General features: G+C 71.6%; 21 protein-coding genes. 7 read left to right on the top strand and 14 right to left on the bottom strand.

Annotation, left to right across the window (positions count from 1 at the left end; genetic code table 11):
* Positions 1-180: 180 nt before the first annotated feature.
* The 5 genes from DEI83_RS13970 to DEI83_RS16045 all read left to right on the top strand — a co-directional run bounded on the left by DEI83_RS13970 (position 181) and on the right by DEI83_RS16045 (position 5,210).
* The gene (locus tag DEI83_RS13970; protein ID WP_111082552.1) at positions 181-2,655 is read left to right on the top strand and encodes a phosphoketolase; all 2,475 of its coding nucleotides are present in this window, start codon (positions 181-183) and stop codon (positions 2,653-2,655) included.
* A gap of 67 nt (positions 2,656-2,722) precedes the next feature.
* Positions 2,723-3,190 carry a GtrA family protein gene (locus tag DEI83_RS13975; protein ID WP_111082553.1) on the top strand — a complete coding sequence of 156 codons (468 nt, stop codon included), beginning with the start codon at positions 2,723-2,725 and terminating at the stop codon, positions 3,188-3,190.
* Entirely contained in the window at positions 3,187-3,870 is a 684-nt protein-coding gene (locus tag DEI83_RS13980; protein ID WP_111082554.1) for a fumarylacetoacetate hydrolase family protein, read from the top strand. The genes DEI83_RS13975 and DEI83_RS13980 overlap by 4 nt, the downstream gene beginning before the upstream one ends.
* Positions 3,871-4,030: 160 nt before the next feature.
* The gene (locus DEI83_RS13985) at positions 4,031-5,038 is read left to right on the top strand and encodes a sugar phosphate isomerase/epimerase (RefSeq protein ID WP_181431236.1); all 1,008 of its coding nucleotides are present in this window, start codon (positions 4,031-4,033) and stop codon (positions 5,036-5,038) included.
* Positions 5,031-5,210, top strand: coding sequence for a hypothetical protein (locus DEI83_RS16045; protein ID WP_181431238.1), 180 nt, complete (start codon positions 5,031-5,033; stop codon positions 5,208-5,210). Before DEI83_RS13985 ends, DEI83_RS16045 begins: the two co-directional genes overlap by 8 nt.
* A 95-nt stretch (positions 5,211-5,305) precedes the next feature.
* Here the strand turns inward: DEI83_RS16045 and DEI83_RS13995 are convergent, their stop codons facing one another.
* From DEI83_RS13995 to DEI83_RS14005, 3 genes are all read right to left on the bottom strand, one after another.
* Positions 5,306-5,506, bottom strand: coding sequence for a hypothetical protein (locus DEI83_RS13995; RefSeq protein ID WP_111082557.1), 201 nt, complete (start codon positions 5,504-5,506; stop codon positions 5,306-5,308).
* Positions 5,507-5,655: 149 nt separating this feature from the next.
* Positions 5,656-8,199, bottom strand: a complete 2,544-nt coding sequence (locus DEI83_RS14000; RefSeq protein ID WP_111082558.1) for an ATP-dependent DNA ligase — start codon at positions 8,197-8,199, stop codon at positions 5,656-5,658.
* Positions 8,196-9,086 (bottom strand): SDR family oxidoreductase, encoded by an 891-nt coding sequence (locus tag DEI83_RS14005; protein ID WP_111082559.1) that lies wholly within the window; start codon positions 9,084-9,086, stop codon positions 8,196-8,198. The genes DEI83_RS14000 and DEI83_RS14005 overlap by 4 nt, the downstream gene beginning before the upstream one ends.
* A 167-nt stretch (positions 9,087-9,253) precedes the next feature.
* On the opposite strand from DEI83_RS14005, the gene DEI83_RS14010 reads away from it, so the two are divergent.
* Positions 9,254-10,276, top strand: coding sequence for a Ku protein (locus tag DEI83_RS14010; RefSeq protein WP_111082560.1), 1,023 nt, complete (start codon positions 9,254-9,256; stop codon positions 10,274-10,276).
* 104 nt (positions 10,277-10,380) lie between these two features.
* Here the strand turns inward: DEI83_RS14010 and DEI83_RS14015 are convergent, their stop codons facing one another.
* A complete protein-coding gene (locus DEI83_RS14015; protein ID WP_111082561.1) occupies positions 10,381-10,884 on the bottom strand; it encodes a DUF6328 family protein in 504 nt (167 codons plus the stop codon).
* A gap of 67 nt (positions 10,885-10,951) precedes the next feature.
* Positions 10,952-11,437 (bottom strand): hypothetical protein, encoded by a 486-nt coding sequence (locus tag DEI83_RS14020; RefSeq protein ID WP_111082562.1) that lies wholly within the window; start codon positions 11,435-11,437, stop codon positions 10,952-10,954.
* Between the two features lie 214 nt (positions 11,438-11,651).
* On the opposite strand from DEI83_RS14020, the gene DEI83_RS14025 reads away from it, so the two are divergent.
* Positions 11,652-12,191: an antibiotic biosynthesis monooxygenase gene (locus DEI83_RS14025; RefSeq protein WP_258371230.1), complete on the top strand. Its 540-nt coding sequence runs from the start codon at positions 11,652-11,654 to the stop codon at positions 12,189-12,191.
* 11 nt (positions 12,192-12,202) lie between these two features.
* Here DEI83_RS14025 and DEI83_RS14030 read toward each other — a convergent pair whose 3' ends face one another.
* From DEI83_RS14030 to DEI83_RS14070, 9 genes are all read right to left on the bottom strand, one after another.
* Positions 12,203-13,138, bottom strand: coding sequence for a Ppx/GppA phosphatase family protein (locus DEI83_RS14030; RefSeq protein ID WP_111082564.1), 936 nt, complete (start codon positions 13,136-13,138; stop codon positions 12,203-12,205).
* Between the two features lie 98 nt (positions 13,139-13,236).
* Positions 13,237-14,103 (bottom strand): ribokinase, encoded by an 867-nt coding sequence (locus DEI83_RS14035; RefSeq protein ID WP_220036808.1) that lies wholly within the window; start codon positions 14,101-14,103, stop codon positions 13,237-13,239.
* Complete coding sequence (locus DEI83_RS14040) at positions 14,104-15,813, bottom strand: MDR family MFS transporter (protein WP_111082565.1); 1,710 nt, start codon at positions 15,811-15,813, stop codon at positions 14,104-14,106.
* Positions 15,810-16,433: a TetR/AcrR family transcriptional regulator gene (locus DEI83_RS14045; protein ID WP_181431239.1), complete on the bottom strand. Its 624-nt coding sequence runs from the start codon at positions 16,431-16,433 to the stop codon at positions 15,810-15,812. Before DEI83_RS14045 ends, DEI83_RS14040 begins: the two co-directional genes overlap by 4 nt.
* A gap of 66 nt (positions 16,434-16,499) precedes the next feature.
* Complete coding sequence (locus tag DEI83_RS14050; RefSeq protein ID WP_258371231.1) at positions 16,500-16,982, bottom strand: GNAT family N-acetyltransferase; 483 nt, start codon at positions 16,980-16,982, stop codon at positions 16,500-16,502.
* Between the two features lie 55 nt (positions 16,983-17,037).
* Positions 17,038-17,730 carry an HAD family hydrolase gene (locus DEI83_RS14055; RefSeq protein ID WP_111082567.1) on the bottom strand — a complete coding sequence of 231 codons (693 nt, stop codon included), beginning with the start codon at positions 17,728-17,730 and terminating at the stop codon, positions 17,038-17,040.
* Positions 17,731-17,867: 137 nt separating this feature from the next.
* Positions 17,868-18,473 carry a DUF3618 domain-containing protein gene (locus tag DEI83_RS14060; RefSeq protein ID WP_258371232.1) on the bottom strand — a complete coding sequence of 202 codons (606 nt, stop codon included), beginning with the start codon at positions 18,471-18,473 and terminating at the stop codon, positions 17,868-17,870.
* Complete coding sequence (locus tag DEI83_RS14065; protein ID WP_181431241.1) at positions 18,473-18,922, bottom strand: phage holin family protein; 450 nt, start codon at positions 18,920-18,922, stop codon at positions 18,473-18,475. Before DEI83_RS14065 ends, DEI83_RS14060 begins: the two co-directional genes overlap by 1 nt.
* Positions 18,919-19,830 carry a hypothetical protein gene (locus DEI83_RS14070; RefSeq protein WP_111082568.1) on the bottom strand — a complete coding sequence of 304 codons (912 nt, stop codon included), beginning with the start codon at positions 19,828-19,830 and terminating at the stop codon, positions 18,919-18,921. Before DEI83_RS14070 ends, DEI83_RS14065 begins: the two co-directional genes overlap by 4 nt.
* Positions 19,831-19,983 lie beyond the last annotated feature (153 nt).

The raw sequence follows: 19,983 nt of genomic DNA on the forward strand, positions 1-19,983 counted from the left end.
GCGGATCAGGGATGGATGCGCGCCGAACACACCCCGCGAAGGGGTGGAGAACCAGCGATGTGCGGCTGGTGAGCGCTTGCGGGCCGTTCCCGGCTTGTGACAGTGATTCGGGGCCCCTCGCCGATCGGATTGGAGAGATTTCTGGATTCCCCGGATCGGGTCCCTCGTAGCGTGTGGAGCATGCCCACGTCGCACTCGTCCACCGACCGGATCCGCGCGATCGACGCCTGGTGGCGCGCCGCGAACTACCTGACCGTCGGGCAGATCTACCTGCTCGACGACCCGCTGCTCGAACGGCCGCTGGAACCCTCCGACATCAAGCCGCGGCTCCTCGGGCACTGGGGCACCTCCCCGGCACTCAACCTCGTGTACGCGCACCTCAACGCCGTCATCACCGAGACCGAACGCGACGTGCTCTACATCTGCGGCCCCGGCCACGGCGGGCCCGCGATGAACGCGAACGCCTGGCTGGACGGCACGTGGAACGAGCTCTACCCCGACATCACCCCCGACCCGGCCGGGCTGCAGCGGTTCTTCCGCCAGTTCTCGTTCCCCGGCGGCATCCCCTCGCACGCGGCGCCGGAGACCCCCGGGTCGATCAACGAGGGCGGTGAGCTCGGCTACTCCCTCGCGCACGCGTACGGCGCCGCGCTCGACAACCCCGACCTGGTCGTCGCCTGCGTCGTGGGCGACGGCGAGGCCGAGACCGGCCCGCTCTCGGCCTCCTGGCAGGCGCACACCTTCCTCGACCCGGTGTCGGACGGCGCGGTCCTGCCGATCCTGAACCTCAACGGGTACAAGATCGCCAACCCGACCGTGCTCGCCCGGATCCCCGACGAGGACCTGCAGTCGTACTTCCGCGGCCTCGGCTACGAGCCGATCGTGGTCGACTCCGGCCGGGTGGACCACGACCCGTTCGCCGTGCACGCCCTGTTCGACGGGGCGCTCCGCCGCGCACTCGCGACGATCGACGACATCCAGGCGGCCGCCCGCGCGCAGGCTGCCCGCGCAGCCGCCGGCGAGATGGCCGGTGCCGCCGACCTCCGCCCGCGCTGGCCCATGATCGTGCTCCGGACCCCGAAGGGCTGGACCGGCCCGAAGGTCGTCGACGGCCAGCAGGTCGAGGGCACCTTCCGCGCGCACCAGGTCCCGCTGCCGAACGTCCGCGACGACGAGGGGCACCGCCGGCAGCTCGAGGAGTGGCTGCGCTCCTACCGTCCGGAGGAGCTGTTCGACGCGGACGCGCGGCCCATCGGGATCCTCGAGACGATCCGGCCCACCGGCGAGACGCGGATGAGCGCGACCCCGCACGCGAACGGCGGTCGGATCCGTACCGCGCTCGACCGCCCGGGCCTGGCGGAGTTCGCCGTCCCGGTCGGCGAGGACGCGTCGGCCACCGGCACCCTCGGGCCGTGGCTCGCCGCCCTCATGCAGCGGAACCCGAACTCCTTCCGGTTGTTCGGACCCGACGAGACGATCTCGAACAAGCTCGACGCGGTCTTCGACGTCACGAGCCGCGTCTGGCGAGCCCGACGGGAAGCCGGCGACGAGCACATGGCCACCCGCGGTCGTGTCATCGAGGTGCTGTCCGAACACCTGCTCGAGGGGATGCTCGAGGGCTACGTGTTGAGCGGCCGTCACGGGGTGTTCAACACGTACGAGGCGTTCGCCCACATCGTGGACTCGATGGTCGGCCAGTACGCCAAGTGGCTCGAGTCCTCGACCGACATCGACTGGCGTGCTCCGGTGTCGAACCTGACGATCCTGCTGTCGTCGCACGTGTGGCGGCAGGACCACAACGGGTTCTCGCACCAGGACCCCGGCTTCCTCGACGTCGTGGCGTCGAAGCAGCAGGACCTGGTCCGCATCAAGCTGCCCGCCGACGCGAACACCCTGCTCGCCGTCGCCACGCACGCGTTCGAGACGACGGACCGCATCGAGGTGATCGTCGCCGGCAAGCACCCGGAGCCGGTGTTCCTGTCCCTCGAGGACGCCGTCGAACACGCCGCGGCCGGCTTCGGTGTCTGGGACTGGGCCGGCACGGAGCAGACCGTGGGCCGTGCCGACGTCGTGCTCGTCAGCGCCGGCGACGTCCCCACCGTCGAGACGATCGCGGCGGCCGACATCATCCGGAAGCACGCTCCCGACGTCGGCGTCCGCGTCGTCAACGTCGTCGACCTGCTCTCGATCGGCGACCCGCGCAAGCACGAGCACCCGGCGTCGGACGAACGCTACGACGAGGTCTTCCTGCCCGGCACACCGGCGGTCTTCGCCTTCCACGGGTACCCCTCGCTCGTGCACAACCTGACGTACCGCCGGCACGGTCACGACGACCTGCACGTGCACGGCTTCCTCGAGCAGGGCACCACCACCTCGCCGTTCGACATGCTCATGCGTAACGAGATGGACCGCTACGCCCTCGCGCACGACGCCCTCACCCGCGTGGCCGACGGCTCCGACCGGTTCGCCGACCTGCTCACGGCCCTCACGGACGCCCGCACCGCGGCGCGGGAGTTCGCCTACACGAACGGCGAGGACCACGAGGCCGTCTCCGGGTGGGAGTTCACCGGCTGGCCGCAGGACGAGCCGTCCGACGGCGGGACCGGTGGCGACCCGGGGCAGGGCGAGACCGAGGGAGCGGCTCCTGGACGCTGAGAGGACTGCCGGTCCGGAAGGCGTGCCCGTCAGCGGGCGCCCTGCCGGGCCGGTCTAGGGTTGGCCGGTGCAGTCGTTCTCCGTCCGGTCGCTCGTGGAGCACCCCGCGCTCCGGTTCCTGGTCGTCGGCGGCCTCGGCTTCGTCATCACGATGGGCATCAACTACGGGCTCAAGTTCTTCGTCATCCCGCAGCACCCGGTGACGGCGTTGGCGATCGGCATCATCGTCGCGACCGTCGTCTCGTACTTCCTCAACAAGAAGTGGTCGTTCGGGGACCGCGGTGAACTGCGCACCGGGCACGAGGTCCTGCTGTTCGTCGTCGTCAGCGTGATCGGCGTCGGACTCAACTCCGCGCCGCTCTGGATCTCCCGCTACGTCTTCGGCCTGGCGGTGCCGAACGTGTCCCTCGCGGGGCAGGAACTCGCCGACTTCATCAGCGGACCGGTCATCGGCACGCTCATCGCGATGGGCTTCCGCTACTGGGCGATGAACCGCTTCGTGTTCCCGGTCCGGCCTGCCACGCTGGACGCGTGACCGACCTCGTCGTGCCCGCCCCGGGCCTCCCGACCGTCCCGACCGGCACCGGCGGCCGGTTCCCGGTCCGCCGGGTGTACTGCGTCGGGCGCAACTACGCGGCCCATGCGCGTGAGATGGGCCACGACCCGGACCGTGAGCCGCCGTTCTTCTTCGGGAAGCCGGCCGACGCACTCGTCACCGACGGCGCGGACACCCCGTACCCGCCCGTCACGGCGCGCCTCGAGCACGAGGTCGAGCTCGTCGTCGCACTCGGCGGCGGCGGGCGCGACGTCCCGGTGGCCGACGCACTCGGACTCGTCTGGGGGTACGCGGTCGGCATCGACCTCACCCGCCGGGACCTGCAGGCCGAGGCGAAGCGACTCGGGCGTCCGTGGGACCTGGCGAAGGGGTTCGACCACTCCGCGCCCGTGGGCACGATCACGCCGGCCGCCGGGGTCGAGCCGACGTCGGGCGCGATCGTGCTGGACGTCGACGGGGAACTGCGGCAGTCGGGCGACCTGGCGGACCAGATCTGGAGCGTCGCCGAGACCATCGCGGCCCTGTCCCGGTCCGTCGGACTCGCGCCCGGCGACCTGCTGTTCACCGGGACGCCGGACGGGGTCGGACCCGTGGCTCGAGGCTCGGTGCTCCGGGGCGCGATCGACGGCGTCGGGGTCGTCGAGACACGGATCGTCTGACGGGTGCCGGCGCGTCGGTCGTGCGCTGTGAGCGTTCCGAGGCAGTGGGCGTAGACCCGTCCTCGAACGCTGCGCGGGGAACGGTGCAGCGGTCCGCAGACAGGACGTGCAGCAGCTGCAACGGGGCAGTCGAGCGTGTCCGGATCATGGAGGTGGTCCTGTGGAGGAACACGACCTGCTCGCCACGTCGTGGACGTGGGCCGGGCCTGAACCGGTCCGGGAGCGCATCCGGGCCGTCGCCGACGCCGGCTTCGCGGGGATCGCGCTCGCCCTGGACGACCTGCACGAGGTCCGCGCCACCACCGGCCTCGCCGACCTGCGCCGGATGCTGGACGACGCCGGCGTGGTCTGGGTCCAGCTCGGCACCCTCGGCGACTGGTGGTCGACCACGAGCCGGAGCGACCAGGACGCCGACCGTGGGGTCGTGCTCGAGGCGGCGGCGACCCTGCGCGCCTGGCAGGTGGTCGTCCGCGCCGACGACTCGGCGCACGGGGTCCCCCTGGCGGTGATGGCCGAGGCGTGGGAGCGGCTCGCGGTGCAGGCCGAAGGGGTCGGGGCGAGGCTCGTGCTCGAGCCCGAACCGTGGTCGAACCTGGCGACGGTCGAGCGGGCGTCGCGGTTCGTCGCCGCCGGTCACCCGAACGGCGGCCTGCTCCTCGACGCGATGCACGCCCTGCGGGGCGGCTCGACGCTGGCGTCCATCGCGCAGGGTGTCGCACCGGCGGCCCTCGCCGCCGTCGAGCTCACCGACGGGCTGCTGCACACGCCGAACGGGATGACGCTCGCCGACGAGTCCCGCGACGGCCGGTACCTGCCCGGCACCGGGGCGTGGGACCTGCCCGGGTTCGTCCGCACCGCCCGCGGCCTGGGCTTCGACGAGCCGTGGGGCGTCGAGGTGCGCACCCCGGCACTCCGGGCGATGCCGCTGCGCGACGCGCTCCGGATCGCCGCCGCCGCGACCCGCGCGGTGCTCGACGCGGCTGACGCGCACGGCGGACCGCCCGCTCCGGTGATGCCGACGTCCGCTGCACCGACGTCGGCCGTCGACTTCGAGGCGTCGCGGCCGCCGGTGGCGCCGGTGACCCCGCTGGCCGCGCTGGCCGCGGACGGGATCGTGCCCCGCCGAACCGGTCCAGCGTCCTCCGCGTACCGTGACGGACATGACTGATCAGGCACACCCCGGGAACGACGAAGCGCTGCGTGCGTCGCAGGAGGCCATCGACGAAGCGAAGGCCGCCGCGACGGAGGCCGGCGAGGCGGACGAGCGTGCCGCCGCCGAGCAGGACCTGCCGCTGGAGTCCGGCAGCGCCGCCGCCGACGGGCCGGCTCCCGCGGCCTGACGCGCTCGGGCTGGCGTGCGCGAGCTGGTGCGCTCGGGCTGAGGGTCGCCGCGACCCGCACCCTGAGCCGCTGGGTCAGTCGTCGAGCCGCTGGGTCAGTCGTCGACCTGGTCGCCGAGGAAGTCGGCGTAGGTGGCCTCCGGGTCGGTGACGCCTCCGGCGTCCACCATCTGTCGGTCGTCCTGTCGTGCACCGACGGCTCCGCCCCCGCCACCGTCCTGCTCGCCTCGCCGGTCCCCCAGCGCATCCCCGCGCTGGTCCTGCGTGAACGGCGGCAGGTACTTGCTCGCGTCCATGTCGCGTCCTTCCGTCCCGAGGACCGTAACAGCCGTGCTCGGGACTCCGGGCGGCCCCGTCGAGATCGTCCCCCGCGTGCGCGGACAACGGGGGACGGAAGTTCGCCCGGGGCGGACCCCATGCTCGTGCATGCGGATTCCGGAGCAGGTCAGTCCGGCACGACCTCCTCCGGGACCTCGCGCACGACGTCCTCCGGCGACTTGTCACTGCGCCATCCCCGCCACGACGGCTGCCGGAGGCGTCCGTCGCCGGTCCACTCCGCGAACTCGACCTCGGCGACGCGTTCGGGTGCGACCCAGTGGGCGTCCCGGGCGTCCGGACGGGGGACCTCGACGAACGGGGACGTGTCCCGTTCCGTGCGGCGGAGAAGCACGCCGATGTCGTCGAGGTCCTGGTCGCGGAAGCCGGTGCCGACCTTGCCGACGTAGACGAGTCCGTCGTCGCCGGGGATCCCGAGCAGCAGCGAACCGACGCCCCCTTCGCGACGCCCCGCCCCGGGCTTCCAGCCGCCGACCACCACCTCCTGCGTGGCGTGGTGCTTCAGCTTCAGCCACGACTCGGAGCGCCTCCCCTCGACGTAGCGCGAAGAGCGCTTCTTCGCCACGACACCCTCGAGCCCGCGCTCCCGAGACTGGGTCATCGCCGCTGCCAGGTCGCCGTCGGACTCCGGCGGGACCTCGATCACGCCACCCGGGTCGACGACCGTGGTGAGGGCCTCGCGCCGGGCGGTGTAGCCGAGGCGGGTGAGTTCGTGCCCGTCCGCCTCGAGCACGTCGAAGAGGAACAGCCACACCGGGGTGGACGCCCGTGCGGCGCTGACCTCCCTCGGCTTCGTCAGTCCCATCCGGTTCTGCAGCAGCTGGAACGACGGTCGCCCGTGGCGGTCCAGCGCCACGATCTCGCCGTCGAACACGCCGTCCACCCCGGCCCGCTCGCCGAGCTCCTGCAGCTCGGGGTACTGGTCGGTCAGGTCGTTGCCGTTCCGGCTGAGCAGGCGCACCGCACCGTCCCGGACGGTCGCGAGCGCCCGGACGCCGTCCCACTTCATCTCGAACGCCCACTGCCGCGGGTCGAGTGCGGGCTCGCCCTTCTGCAGCGACGCCTGCATGGTGCGTCGCTCGGCCGGTTCGGTGGAGGCGGAGGCCGCCCGGTCGATCCGCTCGCGTCCGGCGGCGGACGGCCGGGAGGCCCGCTCCGCTCCCGCCCCGTCGGTCGCCTCCCCCTGCGACGGCTGGTCCTTCGTCCGGTGGATGAGCCAGTTCTTCTCGTCACCGCTCCGGCCCCGCCCCCGCCCGCGCGTGTGCAGGAGCGCGAGCCGCCGGACGCCGTTCGTCCGACCGTGCAGCGTGACGATGACCTCCTCGCCCTCGCGCCACTTCTCGAGCTCGTAGGTGCCGTCGTCCCAGATCGTGACCGTGCCGCCGCCGTACTCACCGGCGGGGATGACCCCCTCGAAGCCGCCGTACTCGAGCGGGTGGTCCTCGGTCTGCACGGCCAGGTGGTTCGCCCCGGGGTCGGTCGGCTCCCCCTTCGGCAGCGCCCAGCTCACGAGCACGCCGTCGTGCTCCAGGCGGAAGTCGTAGTGGTTCCGGGTGGCGTGGTGCTCCTGGATCACGAACGTCGGGGTGCCGTCGGTCCGCACGGTCGGCGACGCCTGCGGCACCGGCTCCGGGGTCCGGGCCGCGTCACGCTTGGCACGGTACGTCGACAGGCGGTCCTGCAGCTCCTGACGCTCCTGTCGCTCGCGCTCGTTCACCTGCTCGGTGCGGGCTCCGTCCCAGTGGCCGGCGTCGGCACGCCCGACCCCCAGGGAGGCCGCGGCGACCGGGTGCAGCAGGTCGCCGAGGTCGGGCACCCGTTCGAGCACCTCGTCCAGGGTCAGGTGCGCCAGGCCCGGTTCCGTCAGCTCCGCCCAGGTCCGAGGTGCCGCCACGGTCGGGTGCGACCGGCCACGCAGCGAGTACGGCGCGATCGTCGTCTTGTTGCCGTTGTTCTGCGACCAGTCCACGAACACCTTGCCGGCCCGCTCGGCCCGGCTCATCGACGACAGCACCAGGTCCGGCATGTCCTGCTCCAGCGCCTTCGCCAGCTCGTGCGCGACGTCGGAGACCTGCTGCGCGGTCGCCGATCCGTCGAGCGCGGCGTACAGGTGGATGCCCTTCGAGCCGGAGGTCACCGGGTACGGTTCGAGCCCCATCCCCTGCAGGACCGTCCGGGCAACGAGCGCCACCTCGACGCACTCCGGCAGTCCGACGCCCTCACCCGGGTCCAGGTCGAGGACGATCCGGTCCGGGTTCTGGTGCCCGCCGCGCGGTCCGAAGCGCCACTGCGGGACGTGCAGCTCGAGCGCCGCCTGCTGAGCCGTCCACACCAGCGTCGGCATCTCGTCGACCACGGGGTACTCGACGTCGTGGTGCTCGTGGGCGATCGTGTGGTGCCGGATCCAGTCGGGGGCGGAGTCGGGCAGGTTCTTCTCGAAGAAGACCTTGCCGTCGACGCCGTTCGCCCACCGCTTCCGGGTCATCGGCCGCCCGGTGACGTGCGGGATCATCCACGGGGCGATGCGCTCGTAGTACTCGATCACCCGCCCCTTGGTCGTGCCGGTCTCCGGGTAGAGCACCTTGTCGAGGTTCGTCAGCGCCAGACGTCGGTCGCCCACCCGCACCGTCGTCTTCTTCGCCACGGGGCTCACAGGGCGACCCCGGTGGCACCGCCCACCGTCAGCGTGGTGCCGGACGTGTAGGACGACTCGGGGCCGGCGAGGTAGACGTAGGCGCTGGCGAGTTCGACCGGCTGCGCGGGTCTGCCGAGCGGCGTGTCCTGCCCGTAGGCGGCGATCTCGTCGCCGGGGTAGCTGATCGGCTGCAAGGGCGTCCACACCGGGCCGGGCACGACGGTGTTCGCCCGGATGCCCTTCGCCGCGAGCTGCCGGGCGAGCCCGTTCGTGTACGTGATGATGGCGGCCTTCGTGGCGGCGTAGTCGATCATCCGGTCCTGGGGCAGGTACGCGGACACCGAACTCGTCGTCACGATCGCACTGCCCGGCGCCATGTGCGGCACCACGGCGCGGGTCAGCCAGAACAGCGAGTACAGGTTGACCTTCATCGTCCGGTCGAAGTCCTCGGTGCGCTGCTCGGTGATGTCCTCGTGCACCTGCTGGTACCCCGCGACGAGCACCAGCGCGTCGATCCCGCCGAGCAGGTCGACAGCGGTCCGCACCAGCTCACCGCAGAACGCCTCGTCGGTGAGGTCGCCGGGGAGCATCACCGCGGTCCGGCCGAGGTCGGCGATGACGTCGCGCACCTCGGTGAGGTCCTCGATCTCCTCCGGCAGGGCGTTCAGCGCGACGTCCGCGCCCTCCTTCGCCATCGCGATGGCCGCAGCGCGACCGATGCCGGAGTCCGCCCCGGTCACGAGCACGCGGTAGCCGCGCATCCGCCCGGTGCCCTGGTAGCTCGTCTCACCGTGGTCGGCGGGCGGGTCGAGGTCGGCGGCGCGGCCGGACCCCTGCTGCGTCTGCGCGGGAAACGGCGGACGGGCGTACTGCTCCCGGGGGTCCTGCTTGTCGAGCTGGCTCATGGGCCCATCGTGCTCGCGGAACCGGGCCGACGACACAGGAGCGGTGACCTCCGTGGAGGACGTGGGTCGTGCCTCCCGGCTGTGGAGGGCGAGCGGCCGCCCGGCCGCACCTGCCGATCCGCTCGGAACTGAGCGCCGATCCGCATGCCGCCGGGCATCATGAGCGCATGAGGTCGATCTGGAAGGGCTCCATCGCGTTCGGGCTCGTCAACGTGCCGATCAAGGTGTACGCGGCGACCGAGACGCACGACGTCTCCCTGCACCAGATCCACGACGAGGACAAGGCACGCATCCGGTACAAGCGCGTCTGCGAGCTCGGGCACGAGGTCGAGTACGGCGACATCCAGAAGGCGTACGACGACGGCGAGAAGACCGTGGTCCTCACCTCCGACGACTTCAAGCAGCTGCCGCAGGAGCAGTCGCACGAGATCGAGGTGCTCGAGTTCGTGCCCGTCGAGCAGGTCGACCCGATGATGTTCGAGAAGACGTACTACCTCGAACCGGATTCCCGCTCGCCGAAGGCGTACGTGTTGCTCCGGAAGACGCTCGAGCAGACCGACCGCCTGGCGATCGTGCAGTTCACCCTCCGCCAGAAGACACGGCTCGGGGTGCTCCGGGTGCACGACGACGTGCTGCTGCTGCAGGGCCTGCTGTGGGGCGACGAGGTGCGGGCGGCGGACTTCAAGTCGTTGGACACCTCGGTGAAGGTCAGTGCGAACGAGCTGAAGATGTCGTCGTCGCTCGTCGAGAGCATGTCGACCGACTTCGACCCGGACCGCTACACGGACGAGTACCAGGAGGAGCTGCAGCAGCTCATCGACGCGAAGCTGGAGTCCGGCGACGACGTCGACACCGCGGAGACGTTCGGCAAGGACGCGGCCGACGACGACGACACCGGTGGGGACGTCATCGACCTCATGGCCGCGCTGCGCGCGTCCGTGGACAAGAACCGGTCGGGAGGGTCGGGGGCGCGGTCCGGAGGCGGGGCGCGTTCGGGGAGCGGGTCGCGGTCCGGCAGTGGGGGGTCGGACGACGAGGACCGACCGGCGAAGTCGTCGTCATCGTCGTCGTCGTCGTCGTCGGAGAAGGCACCGCCGAAGAAGGCACCCGCCAAGAAGACGTCGGCGCGGAAGCCCGCCGCTGAGAAGGCCTCCGCCAAGAAGGCGCCGGCGAAGAAGCAGGCCAGCTGACCGCGGAGCCGCAACCCCACCGCGGAGCCGCAACCCACGTCGTCGGTGCGGTCGCCGGTCACCGGGTCGCCCGACGGCCACGGCTCCTGTGTGGACGCGCCTGCTCAGTGTGTGTCCCGCGCGCTCCGTCGGAGTGCGAGGGGCAACGAGACCCACAGTGCGGCCGTGCCGACGAAGACCGCGGCACCGCCGATGACCCCGCCGCGGCCCCCGAGCACCACGTCGAACACGAACAGGACCGTGCCCGCGAAGAGCAGCGCGCTCGCCACGAGGGCGCCGAGCAGGATGACGTTGCCCGCTCGGACGAGGTCGTGCTTCTGCCGCTGTCGGAACACGAGCCGGTGCGTGGCGACCGCGGACAGTGCGACCACGGTGACGAGGACGGCCAGGACCACCAGGACGAGGTAGATCGTCTCCTGCTGATCGGACAGCGACGTGAACCGCTGCTGGAACGGCAGGGTCAGGAGGAACCCGGCGAGGATCTGGGTGCCCGTCTGCACGATGCGCAGCTCCTGCTGGATGTCGCTCCAGTTGCGGTCCCAGCGCTCCGCCGGGGTCTCGTTCCGCCCGCGCTCCGTGCCGCGGTCCTCGCTGTCGGTCGTGCTCATGGCTCGAATGTACGCAGCCACAGCGAGCCGGTCTCGCCCGCCGCGCGCGCTGCCGCGTCGTGGTCGTTCAGCGGCTGATCCTCGTCATGGTCACCGGGCGACCGAAGTAGTTGACTTCCCCAGCGGAGAGCGTCATCGCGCCGCCCCTCCACTCGAAACGCGACCGGTGATCACCAGCACGGTTGTCGCTGATCGACTTCCACGTCCCGGAGCGAGACCCAGTCCCGCTGTACCCGTACGGGACGTTCGAACTCGAGCGCATGCAGAGCGACGTCGTCGAACACCCCGGGCCGATCGGGTTCAACGCGCGCCCGAGCGCTGATCGCTGGGAGACCGCCGCGATGACCTGCCCGGTGTCAGGGTCGGTGAGCAGCGTCGCCCTTCCTTGCTGACGCACGGCGGCGATGTCGCCTTCTGACTGTGTGGCGCCCACCTGCGCGAGGCGCGCGACGACTGCTGTGTTGGTGGTCACCTCCTGCTCGGCAGCCACCGGCGGCGCCAGGAGCGTGGACACGAGGAGGATCGGGACGGCGAGGGAGGTGAGCGCGAGCATGGGTGCAACGTATCGCACACCAACGTCACGTACCAGATCGTCGGACGCACGCGACATGCGCGTGAAACACGACCGGCGCGACACTGGTCGGATGACTCCACAAGAGCCAGGGAGCCTCTCCCCATCGGCACGGCCTGCCCGCCGCTCGCGCGTCGGTCAGGAACCGGCGACGGGGGCGCAGTCGTCACCCGAGACCGCCGGCCCGCCCGTCACCGTGTCCATCACCCGCCTCGTCGAACCCGACCGCATCCCGGAGGTCACCCGCTGGGTGCAGTCCGGGGTGAACCTCGCCAACCGCTACCCGGGGTTCCTCGGCTCCGGGTGGGTGCGTTCGACGGCGCGGTCCCGCGAGTGGCACATGCTCTACCGGTTCGCCGACCACGACTCCCTGTCGACGTGGGAGAACTCGGACGACCGCCTGCGGTGGCTCGACCTCGGCCGGGACCTGGTCGTCGAGTCACGGGTCGAGAAGCGCACCGGCATCGAGGGCTGGTTCGACGTGCCACAGGACGCCCCCGCCTCGACCGCTCCCCCGCGTTGGAAGCAGGCGGTGAGCATCTGGCTCGGGTTCTTCCCGGTGAACCTGGTATTCACGGTGCTGGTCGGGTGGCTGCTGCCGTCGTTCGCGGGCCTGTCGGCGCTGCCCCGCGTCCTCATCACGACGCTCGTGCTCACGCCGATCATGACGTTCTGGGTGCTGCCGTTCGTGACGAAGCTCATCCGCCCCTGGCTGCTGGCACCGCCCCGCACCTGACGCCCTCGCAGCTAGCCGAGCACCGAGAGCTGGTCGAGCCGTTCGAGGATGACGCCCTCGCGGAGCGCCCACGGGCAGATCTCCAGCGCGGGCAGGTCGAAGATGTCCAGGCAGGCCTCGGCGACGAGCGCGCCCGGCACCACCTGGTGCGCCCGACTCGCCGAGACCCCGGGCAGTGCCGCGAGTTCCGCGACCGACATCGTCAGCAGCGAGGGCAGCCGCTCCCGCAGCACCGCGCCGTCGAGGGAGCGCGGGACGAGTGACCCGGCGGCCGACGGGGCAGCACCGCAGATCCGGGCGATCGACCGGAAGGTCTTCGACGTCGCAACCGCCCGGTCCGGGGCTCCGGCACGGAGCAGCCGACCCGCGTCGCGGGCGATCTCGACGCGGATCTCGTGCCGGATCCGCCGGACGTCGTCCTCCGAGGGGGTCCCCGAGGCGGGGAACGACCGGGCCAGACGGGCGGCACCGATCGGCATCGACCACGCGACGTCGGGCGCTTCGTCCGCACCGCCGGCGATCTCGAGCGAGCCACCGCCGATGTCGAAGACCGCCAGGCGCCCGGCGGACCAGCCGAACCAGCGACGGACGGCCAGGAACGTCAGGCGGGCTTCGTCGGACCCGGAGAGCACGGCCAGCTCGACGCCGGTCTGCTCCTCCACGTGGGCGAGGACGGCATCCGAGTTCACGGCGTCGCGGACGGCCGAGGTCGCGAACCCGAGCATCTCCTCGCACCCGCGGTCCTCGGCGACCCGGACGGACTGCGACACGAAGTCGGTCAGTGCGTCGATGCCGACCTGCGTGACGGCCCCGCGGTCGTCGAGGTGCTCGGCGAGCCGCAACGGCTGTTTGAAGGACGACGCCGGCAGCGGGGCCGCACCGCCGTGGGCATCGACGACGAGCAGGTGACCGGTGTTCGAACCGATGTCGAGGACTCCGACGCGCATGCGCCCACGCTAGCGGGGCTGCGACCCGGCCGGCTCCACCCGGGTTCGCCGGTTCCGCCGGGTCCGCCGGTTCCGCCGGGTCTGCCGGGAGGCCCGGCTCATGCCCGCAGGAACGCCTCGAGCTGGTCCGTGGTCGGGTAGGACGCCTGCGCGCCGGCACCGGTCGCGGCGTACGCACCGACGCCGACCGCGGACCGTGCCGCCGTGACGAGGTCGTCCCCCTCCGCGAGCCGGACGGCGACGGCCCCGGTGAACGCGTCCCCGCAGCCGGTGGTGTCGACCGGGTCGACGGTGACGGCCGGCACCGCGACCGGTGCAGCGTCGCCGTCGTGCACGACCGCACCGTCGGCACCCCGGGTGACGATCGCACGGGCGACCCCGTGGTCGCCGAGGTCGGCCGCCTCGTGCTCGTTGACGAGCAGCACGTCGGTCAGGGCGAGGAGCTCCCGCGGGACGTCGCCGGACGGTGACGCGTTCAGGAGGACCAGGACGCCGGCCTCGTGCGCCACCCGGGCAGCGGCGAGCAGCACGTCGGTCGGGACCTCGAGGCAGAGCACGACCACCGTGGCGCCGGCGACGACGTCCGTCGGCAGGTCTGCGGGGGCCAGCGTGGCGTTGGCGCCGCCGGACACCACGATGGTGTTCTCGCCGTGCGCGTCGACCGTGATGACGGCGGTCCCCGTGGCGACGCCTGGTCGGACGACGACGTGCGTGGTGTCGGTGCCGGAGGCCGCGACCGAGTCCCGGAGCAGGGCGCCGGCCGCATCGTCGCCGACCGCGCCGATCATCCGCACGGTGCCGCCGAGTCGCGCGGCGGCGACCGCCTGGTTGGCGGACTTGCCACCGGGCAGGGTCACCAGGTCGGACCCGTGCAGGGTCTCCCCGGGCCGGGGGAAGCGCTCGGTCCGGATGACCAGGTCCGCGTTCAGCGAGCCGACGACGGCGACGGTGCCCACGGGGTGCACCTACTCGTCCTGTCGCGTGGTCGGCACCGAGCCGGTGGCGGCACCGACCGGTCGATTGTCGGGCTCCGACCCGGACCGAGCATTGCCCTCGCGGCGGGCCCGCTCGAGTTCGTCGGCCTCCGCTCCGCCGACGGCCTCACCACGCGCCACCATGCCGGCGACGTCGGCGAGCTGCATCTGCGGGATGAAGAACGCGAGCACGAGCGCGACGGCGATGAACGGCAGCAGGTACCAGAACACGGGCGACAGCGAGTCGGCGTACGCGTTGACGATCCCGTCCTGCACGGCCGGGGGGAGTGTCGCCAGCTGCGTCGGGTCGATGCTCGCGCTCGCACTCGCCGCGTCCGTCGCACTGCCGCCCGCATCACGGAACACGTCGGTCAGGGAGTCGGTCAGGCGCGAGGCGAACAGCGCACCGAAGACCGCGACACCCAGGGAGGCACCGACCTCACGGAAGTAGTTGTTCGTCGACGTCGCGGTGCCGACCTGCTCCGGCGGAACGGCGTTCTGCGCCACGAGGACCACGACCTGCATGATGAGGCCGAGCCCGGCGCCGAACACGAACAGGTACACGCAGATCAACCAGATCGGGGTGCTGGCCGCGAGGGTCGTCATGCCGAGCATCGCGACCCCGACCACGATCGTGCCGATGATCGGGAACGCGCGGTACCGACCGGTCTTCGTGATGAGCGTGCCGGAGAGGATCGACGTGCCGATGAGGCCGACCATCATCGGCAGCATCAGCAGGCCCGACACCGCGGCGGACGTGCCCGAGGCCATCTGCAGGAACGTCGGGACGAAGCCGATCGCGGCGAACATGCCGAGTCCGAGCACGAAACCGATCGCCGTCGCGATGACGAAGGTGCGGTTGCGGAAGAAGGACAGCGGGATGATCGGGTCGGTCGCGCGCGACTCGACGAACACGAACAACGCCGCGGCGACGAGGAACCCGGCACCCCACGCCCAGGTCTCGGGGGCGTCCCAGCCGTGGTTGCGGTTGCCGCCGAACTCGGTGAAGAAGACCAGGCACGCGGTGGTCGCCGACAGCAGGGCGACCCCGAGGACGTCGATCCGCTTCGTCGCCTTCTTGCTCGGAAGCGTCAGCGCGAACCACGCGACCGCGAACGCGGCGATGCCGACCGGGATGTTGATCCAGAACGCCCAGTTCCAGGTCATGTGATCGACGAAGAACCCGCCGAGGAGCGGCCCTCCGACGGCGGAGAGGCCGAAGATCGCCCCGAGCGGACCGAGGTACTTGCCGCGCTCGGACGCCGGGACGATGTCCGCGATGATCGCCTGCGACAGGATCATGAGGCCACCGCCGCCGAGACCCTGCAGTGCGCGGAAGACCACGAACTGCCAGAAGTCGGTCGACAGCGCGCACCCGAGCGACGCCAGCGTGAACAGTGCGATCGCGACGAGGAACAGGTTGCGCCGGCCGAGCACGTCACCGAACTTGCCGTAGATCGGCATCACGACGGTGGAGGCGAGCAGGTACCCGGTCGTGATCCAGGCCTGGTGGGCGACGCCTCCGAGCTCGCCGACGATGGTCGGCATGGCGGTCGAGACGATGGTCTGGTCGAGGCTCGACAGCAGCATGCCGGCGATGAGGGCCGAGAAGATGATCCAGATGCGCCGCTGCGTGAGGAGCAGCGGCCCGTCGGTCTGCTGGCGCCCCCGGCGCGTGGTGCTCGGAGCGGTGGCGCTCATGCGGTGCCTTCCTGGTCGGGCGTGGTGATGGCCGCCGTCATCAGGCGGGTGTTCGTGTCGAGGAGCTCGTCGAAGCGGGGCCCGGTGGACTCGTCGAAGTCGTCGTCGAAGTACGCGGCGGCGCTCACCCGGACGATGCCGATGGCGGCTTCGCTCACGAGCCGGGCACGCGGGTCGTCGGGGACGGTCCAGCCGAAGCGGTCGCGCACCGCTTCGGCGACCTTCGCGACCTGGGCGTCGGTGGCGGACAGGAAGCGCGCCGTGAGCACGGGTTCCCGCTCGAACACCCGGCGCACCAGGGCCTCGTCGGCGCGGTCGATGCCCGCGACGTGGAGGTGCTCGATGATCATCGCGACCACCGAGTGCAACGGCCCGAGGGTCGCCGGGACGAGCTCACCCCGGGCGAACGCGGCGAGCATCTCGGTGTCGGCGTTGAGCTCGATGCCGAGGACGACGTCTTCCTTCGACGCGAAGTGGTTGAAGAAGGTCCGCCGCGACACCCCGACGCGCTCGCAGAGCTGCTCGATCGTGAAGCCCTGCAGTCCGCCGTCGACGACGGCACGACGGGCCTCTTCGACCATGCGGCGGCGGAGGGCCCGCGTCCGTTCAGCAGTGCTCACCGGCCAAGAATTGCACTGTCAGGCGATCAGTGCAATTCGAGCCGAGCGGATTCCCAGGGTCAGCGGTCAGAGCGCCTTCGCGAAGCAGTACGACCACGGCATCGTCTCGGCGTACGGCTCGTACACGTCGATGCGGTCCCACCCGGTCTTCTCGTACAGGGCCACGGCCTCGGGCTGCTTGTCGCCGGTCTGCAGGATGAGGCGCTCGGCGCCCTGCTCCCGTCCGACGCGGGCGCACTCGTCGAGCAGCGCGGTCGCGGCGCCCTTGCCACGAGCGGCGGCGAGGACGATGAGGCGCTTCAGCTCGATCTCCTCGCCGAGTCGGCGGACGGCGATGTGCCCGAGCACGGTGCCGTCCTCGTCGACCGCCAGCAGGGAGGTGATGACGGTCGTCGGGTCGACGGTGAGCACGCGGTTGCGCTCCGCGGTGACCTCCGGGGCCTCACCGGAGTTCGCGTCGCCGTACCGCTCGTGCATCTCCTCGTCCATGGTGGCGCGGAGTGCGACTCCGCGCGGGTCGTCCCAGGGCACGCGTTCGATGGTGATCACGATCGTCCATCCTGACACGGCGTCCGGTGCACCGGTGCACGCACCGGCACGCCCGTCACTCGCCGCGACCGGAGGATCCGAGCGAGCCGATCGGGCTGGCGTCCAGGTCCGCGAGCAGCGCGGCCGCGTCGTCGTACACGGCGGCGGCGCCGGCACCGCGGAGCTCGTCCCCGCCGATGCCACCGGTCATGACGCCGATGCACGTGACCCCGACGCGCCCGGAGGAGTCGACGTCCCACATGGCGTCGCCGACCATCACGGCGGACGCGGCGTCGACACCGACCTTCTCGAGGGCCACCTCGATGATGTCCGGCGCCGGCTTGGCCTGCTCGACGTCCTCGCCACTCGTGACCGCGGTCACCCACTGGTCGGCGTCGAGCAGCTCGAGCAGACGGTCGAGCTCGTTCTGCGGGGCACTCGTCGCGAGGACGACGGCGTGCCCGCGCGCGGCCACGGCCTCGAGCAGCTCACGGGCACCGGGCAGCAGGCGCAGCTGCGGCATGTGCTCGGAGTAGAAGGCGGTGTGGAACTGCTTCGCGGTGTCCCGGACCTCGTCCGTCGCCTCCGGCAGGAGTTCCTCGAGCAACTTCGACGAGTCCATCCCGATCGCCCGGTGCACCCGCCAGGCGTCCACCGACTCGCCCGCGGCGCGGAAGGCGCGCCACCAGGCGTCGATGTGGGCGTAGTTCGAGTCGGCCAGGGTGCCGTCGATGTCGAACAGGACGGCGGTGGAGGGGGTGTCGGGCATCGCTCCACCCTGCTCCGCGGGCGGCGACCGCCGCCCCAGGTCCGCGGGCACCGGATGTTCCACGGCGGAACCGACCCGGAACGGACGGGAGGCCCGGTACCAGCTGGTACCGGGCCTCCCGTCCTGGACGGAGTCCGTCAGGCGTTGCGGACGTCGTCCGCGGACGACTGCGCGTTGTCCTTCACGTCGGACGCGGCGCCCTGCGCCTCGTCCTTGACGGTCTGGGCCGCGTCCTGCGCGGTGCCCTTGAGGTCCTGCGCGTGCTCCTTGGCGGCGTCGACGAGCGGGGCGCTGGCGTCCTTGGCCTGCTCCTTCGCCTTGTCGACGAGCGGCGCGGCCTTGTCCTTCAGCTCGCCGGCGAGCTCCTCCTCCTTGGTGGAGGACGGCAGGAGCGAGGAGGCGAGCCAACCGACACCGAAGGCGATGAGGCCGACGGCGAGCGGGTTGCCCTTCGCCTTCTCGACACCGCGCGACGCGGTGTCCTTCACGGAACCCGCGGCGTTCGAACCGGAGCCCGAGACGCTGGAGCGAGCCGAGTCGGCCGCGCCCATGACGGAGTCGCGAGCGCTGCCGGCAGCACCCATGACCGATTCACGGACGTCCTGGAACTTGCCCTTGACCTTCTCGGACTGGCGGTGGGCGATCTGCGACGGGCTCACCTTGTCGGCGAGTGCGTCGACGTCCGAGCCGAGTGCGCCACGGGTGCGCTCGATGTCGGCGCGGATCTCGTCTGGGGTGCTCATCAGTTCCTCCCGGTGTTGGGCTTGAGTGTCTCGGGGACTTCCTTGACGGTCTCGACCGTCTGGGGGGCGCCGTCGATCTGCTTGATCTCCTTGCGACCGCGCGACGCGAGGATCGCTGCGACGACGGCGTAGATCACGGCGATGATCACTGCGGACCACGCGTTGCCGATGAGGTAACCGAGACCCCACCACGCGGCGATCGTCAGGAACAGCAGGGCGAAGAGCCCCGCGACGCCTGCGCCGCCGAACATGCCTGCGCCCTTGCCGGCCTTCTTCGCGGAGTCGGTCAGCTCTGCCTTGGCGAGCGCGACCTCCTGCCGGAAGAGGGTCGAGAGGTCGCGGGACACCTCGGAGAGCAGCTCGCCGAGCGGCGTCGTCGCGGCGCGCTCCTCGGGGGTGGGCTGCCCGGGCACCGTCCGACCGGACGCGCCGGGGAACGGATCGGTCATACGAGCGGCCCCGTCCCGGTGGTGCCGGTGCCGGTCGTGCCCGTGGTGCCGAAGCCGGTCGCACCGGTGGTGCCGAGTCCGGTGGTGTCGTACCCGGTGGTGCTCGTCGGGGCGTCGTAGCCGGTGGTGCCGGAGGTCGCAGTCGTGCTGCGGGCTTCGGCTTCCTTCTCGTGCTTGATCTCCGTCGTGAGCGCCTTGGTGAGGCGTCCGGCGAGGATGCCCGCGCCGGCGGCGATCGCGATGAAGGTGCCCGGGCGACGTGCGGCGAAGGACTTCACGTCCTCGATGAGGGTGCCCGGTTCGCGGCCCTCGAGGTAGCCGGCGAAGGAGCTGGCACGGCCGGAGAGGTCGCGGACGACCTTCGCGGCGAGGCCCTGCTCGTCGTCGTTGTCAGCCATCTTGCCGAGCTGGTCACCGATGGTGCGCAGGCCACCGGCAGCGCGCTGCTGCTGGTCCGAGGCCTGGTCCTTCAGGGTGCCGGACGCCTGGCCGAAGAGCTGGCGGGCGTGGTCGGACACCTCGGAGGCGACGTTCGCGGCCTGCTCCTTGGCGGTGCCGGCGACGTTCGCGGCCTTCTCCTTGGCGTCACCGGCGACGTCGGAGGCGGCACCCTTGGCGGCCTGGGCCTTGGCCTTGCCACCGCTCGAGTCCGAGCCGGAGTCGTCGTGACCCGCAGTGGACGGCGTGGCGGTCAGGCTGCTCGTGGCGGAGGTCCCTGCGGGGAGCTGCTGGTCGGCGGGGATCGCGTCGAGTGGCTCGAGGTCGTCGAAGCCGGTCGGGCGCTCGACGGGCGTTCCGCTCGCGTAGGACGGGACCGTGACGCCGGGCTGGATCTCGTGACCCTCGGCGGCAGCCGTGGCGTCGTGGATGGGCGTCCCGGAGTCGTTCCCGGGTGGGTTCGTGGTCATGGTCGGCCTTCCGGTCTTCTCGTCACCGAGGGCGGTGCACCCTCGGCGTGTGGAACCGAACCTGCGCGCCGGACACTGGGATGGCATCCAGGAACGCCGATCCGCGCGGATCTCGGCGCCGACCCTCCCCAGAACGCCAGGAGCTGCCCGGAT

Source organism: Curtobacterium sp. MCBD17_021 (assembly GCF_003234525.1).
Lineage (GTDB): Bacteria > Actinomycetota > Actinomycetes > Actinomycetales > Microbacteriaceae > Curtobacterium.

Excerpts from the sequence above, each read along its gene's own strand:
- DEI83_RS14005 (WP_111082559.1), bottom strand. The coding sequence starts at position 9,086 with ATGAGCCAGCTCGACAAGCAGGACCCCCGGGAGCAGTACGCCCGTCCG.
- DEI83_RS14010 (WP_111082560.1), top strand. The coding sequence starts at position 9,254 with ATGAGGTCGATCTGGAAGGGCTCCATCGCGTTCGGGCTCGTCAACGTG.
- DEI83_RS14065 (WP_181431241.1), bottom strand. The coding sequence starts at position 18,922 with ATGACCGATCCGTTCCCCGGCGCGTCCGGTCGGACGGTGCCCGGGCAG.
- DEI83_RS14060 (WP_258371232.1), bottom strand. The coding sequence starts at position 18,473 with ATGAGCACCCCAGACGAGATCCGCGCCGACATCGAGCGCACCCGTGGC.
- DEI83_RS14015 (WP_111082561.1), bottom strand. The coding sequence starts at position 10,884 with ATGAGCACGACCGACAGCGAGGACCGCGGCACGGAGCGCGGGCGGAAC.
- DEI83_RS14070 (WP_111082568.1), bottom strand. The coding sequence starts at position 19,830 with ATGACCACGAACCCACCCGGGAACGACTCCGGGACGCCCATCCACGAC.
- DEI83_RS13970 (WP_111082552.1), top strand. The coding sequence starts at position 181 with ATGCCCACGTCGCACTCGTCCACCGACCGGATCCGCGCGATCGACGCC.
- DEI83_RS13995 (WP_111082557.1), bottom strand. The coding sequence starts at position 5,506 with ATGGACGCGAGCAAGTACCTGCCGCCGTTCACGCAGGACCAGCGCGGG.
- DEI83_RS14040 (WP_111082565.1), bottom strand. The coding sequence starts at position 15,813 with ATGAGCGCCACCGCTCCGAGCACCACGCGCCGGGGGCGCCAGCAGACC.
- DEI83_RS14030 (WP_111082564.1), bottom strand. The coding sequence starts at position 13,138 with ATGCGCGTCGGAGTCCTCGACATCGGTTCGAACACCGGTCACCTGCTC.
- DEI83_RS14020 (WP_111082562.1), bottom strand. The coding sequence starts at position 11,437 with ATGCTCGCGCTCACCTCCCTCGCCGTCCCGATCCTCCTCGTGTCCACG.
- DEI83_RS16045 (WP_181431238.1), top strand. The coding sequence starts at position 5,031 with ATGACTGATCAGGCACACCCCGGGAACGACGAAGCGCTGCGTGCGTCG.
- DEI83_RS14055 (WP_111082567.1), bottom strand. The coding sequence starts at position 17,730 with ATGCCCGACACCCCCTCCACCGCCGTCCTGTTCGACATCGACGGCACC.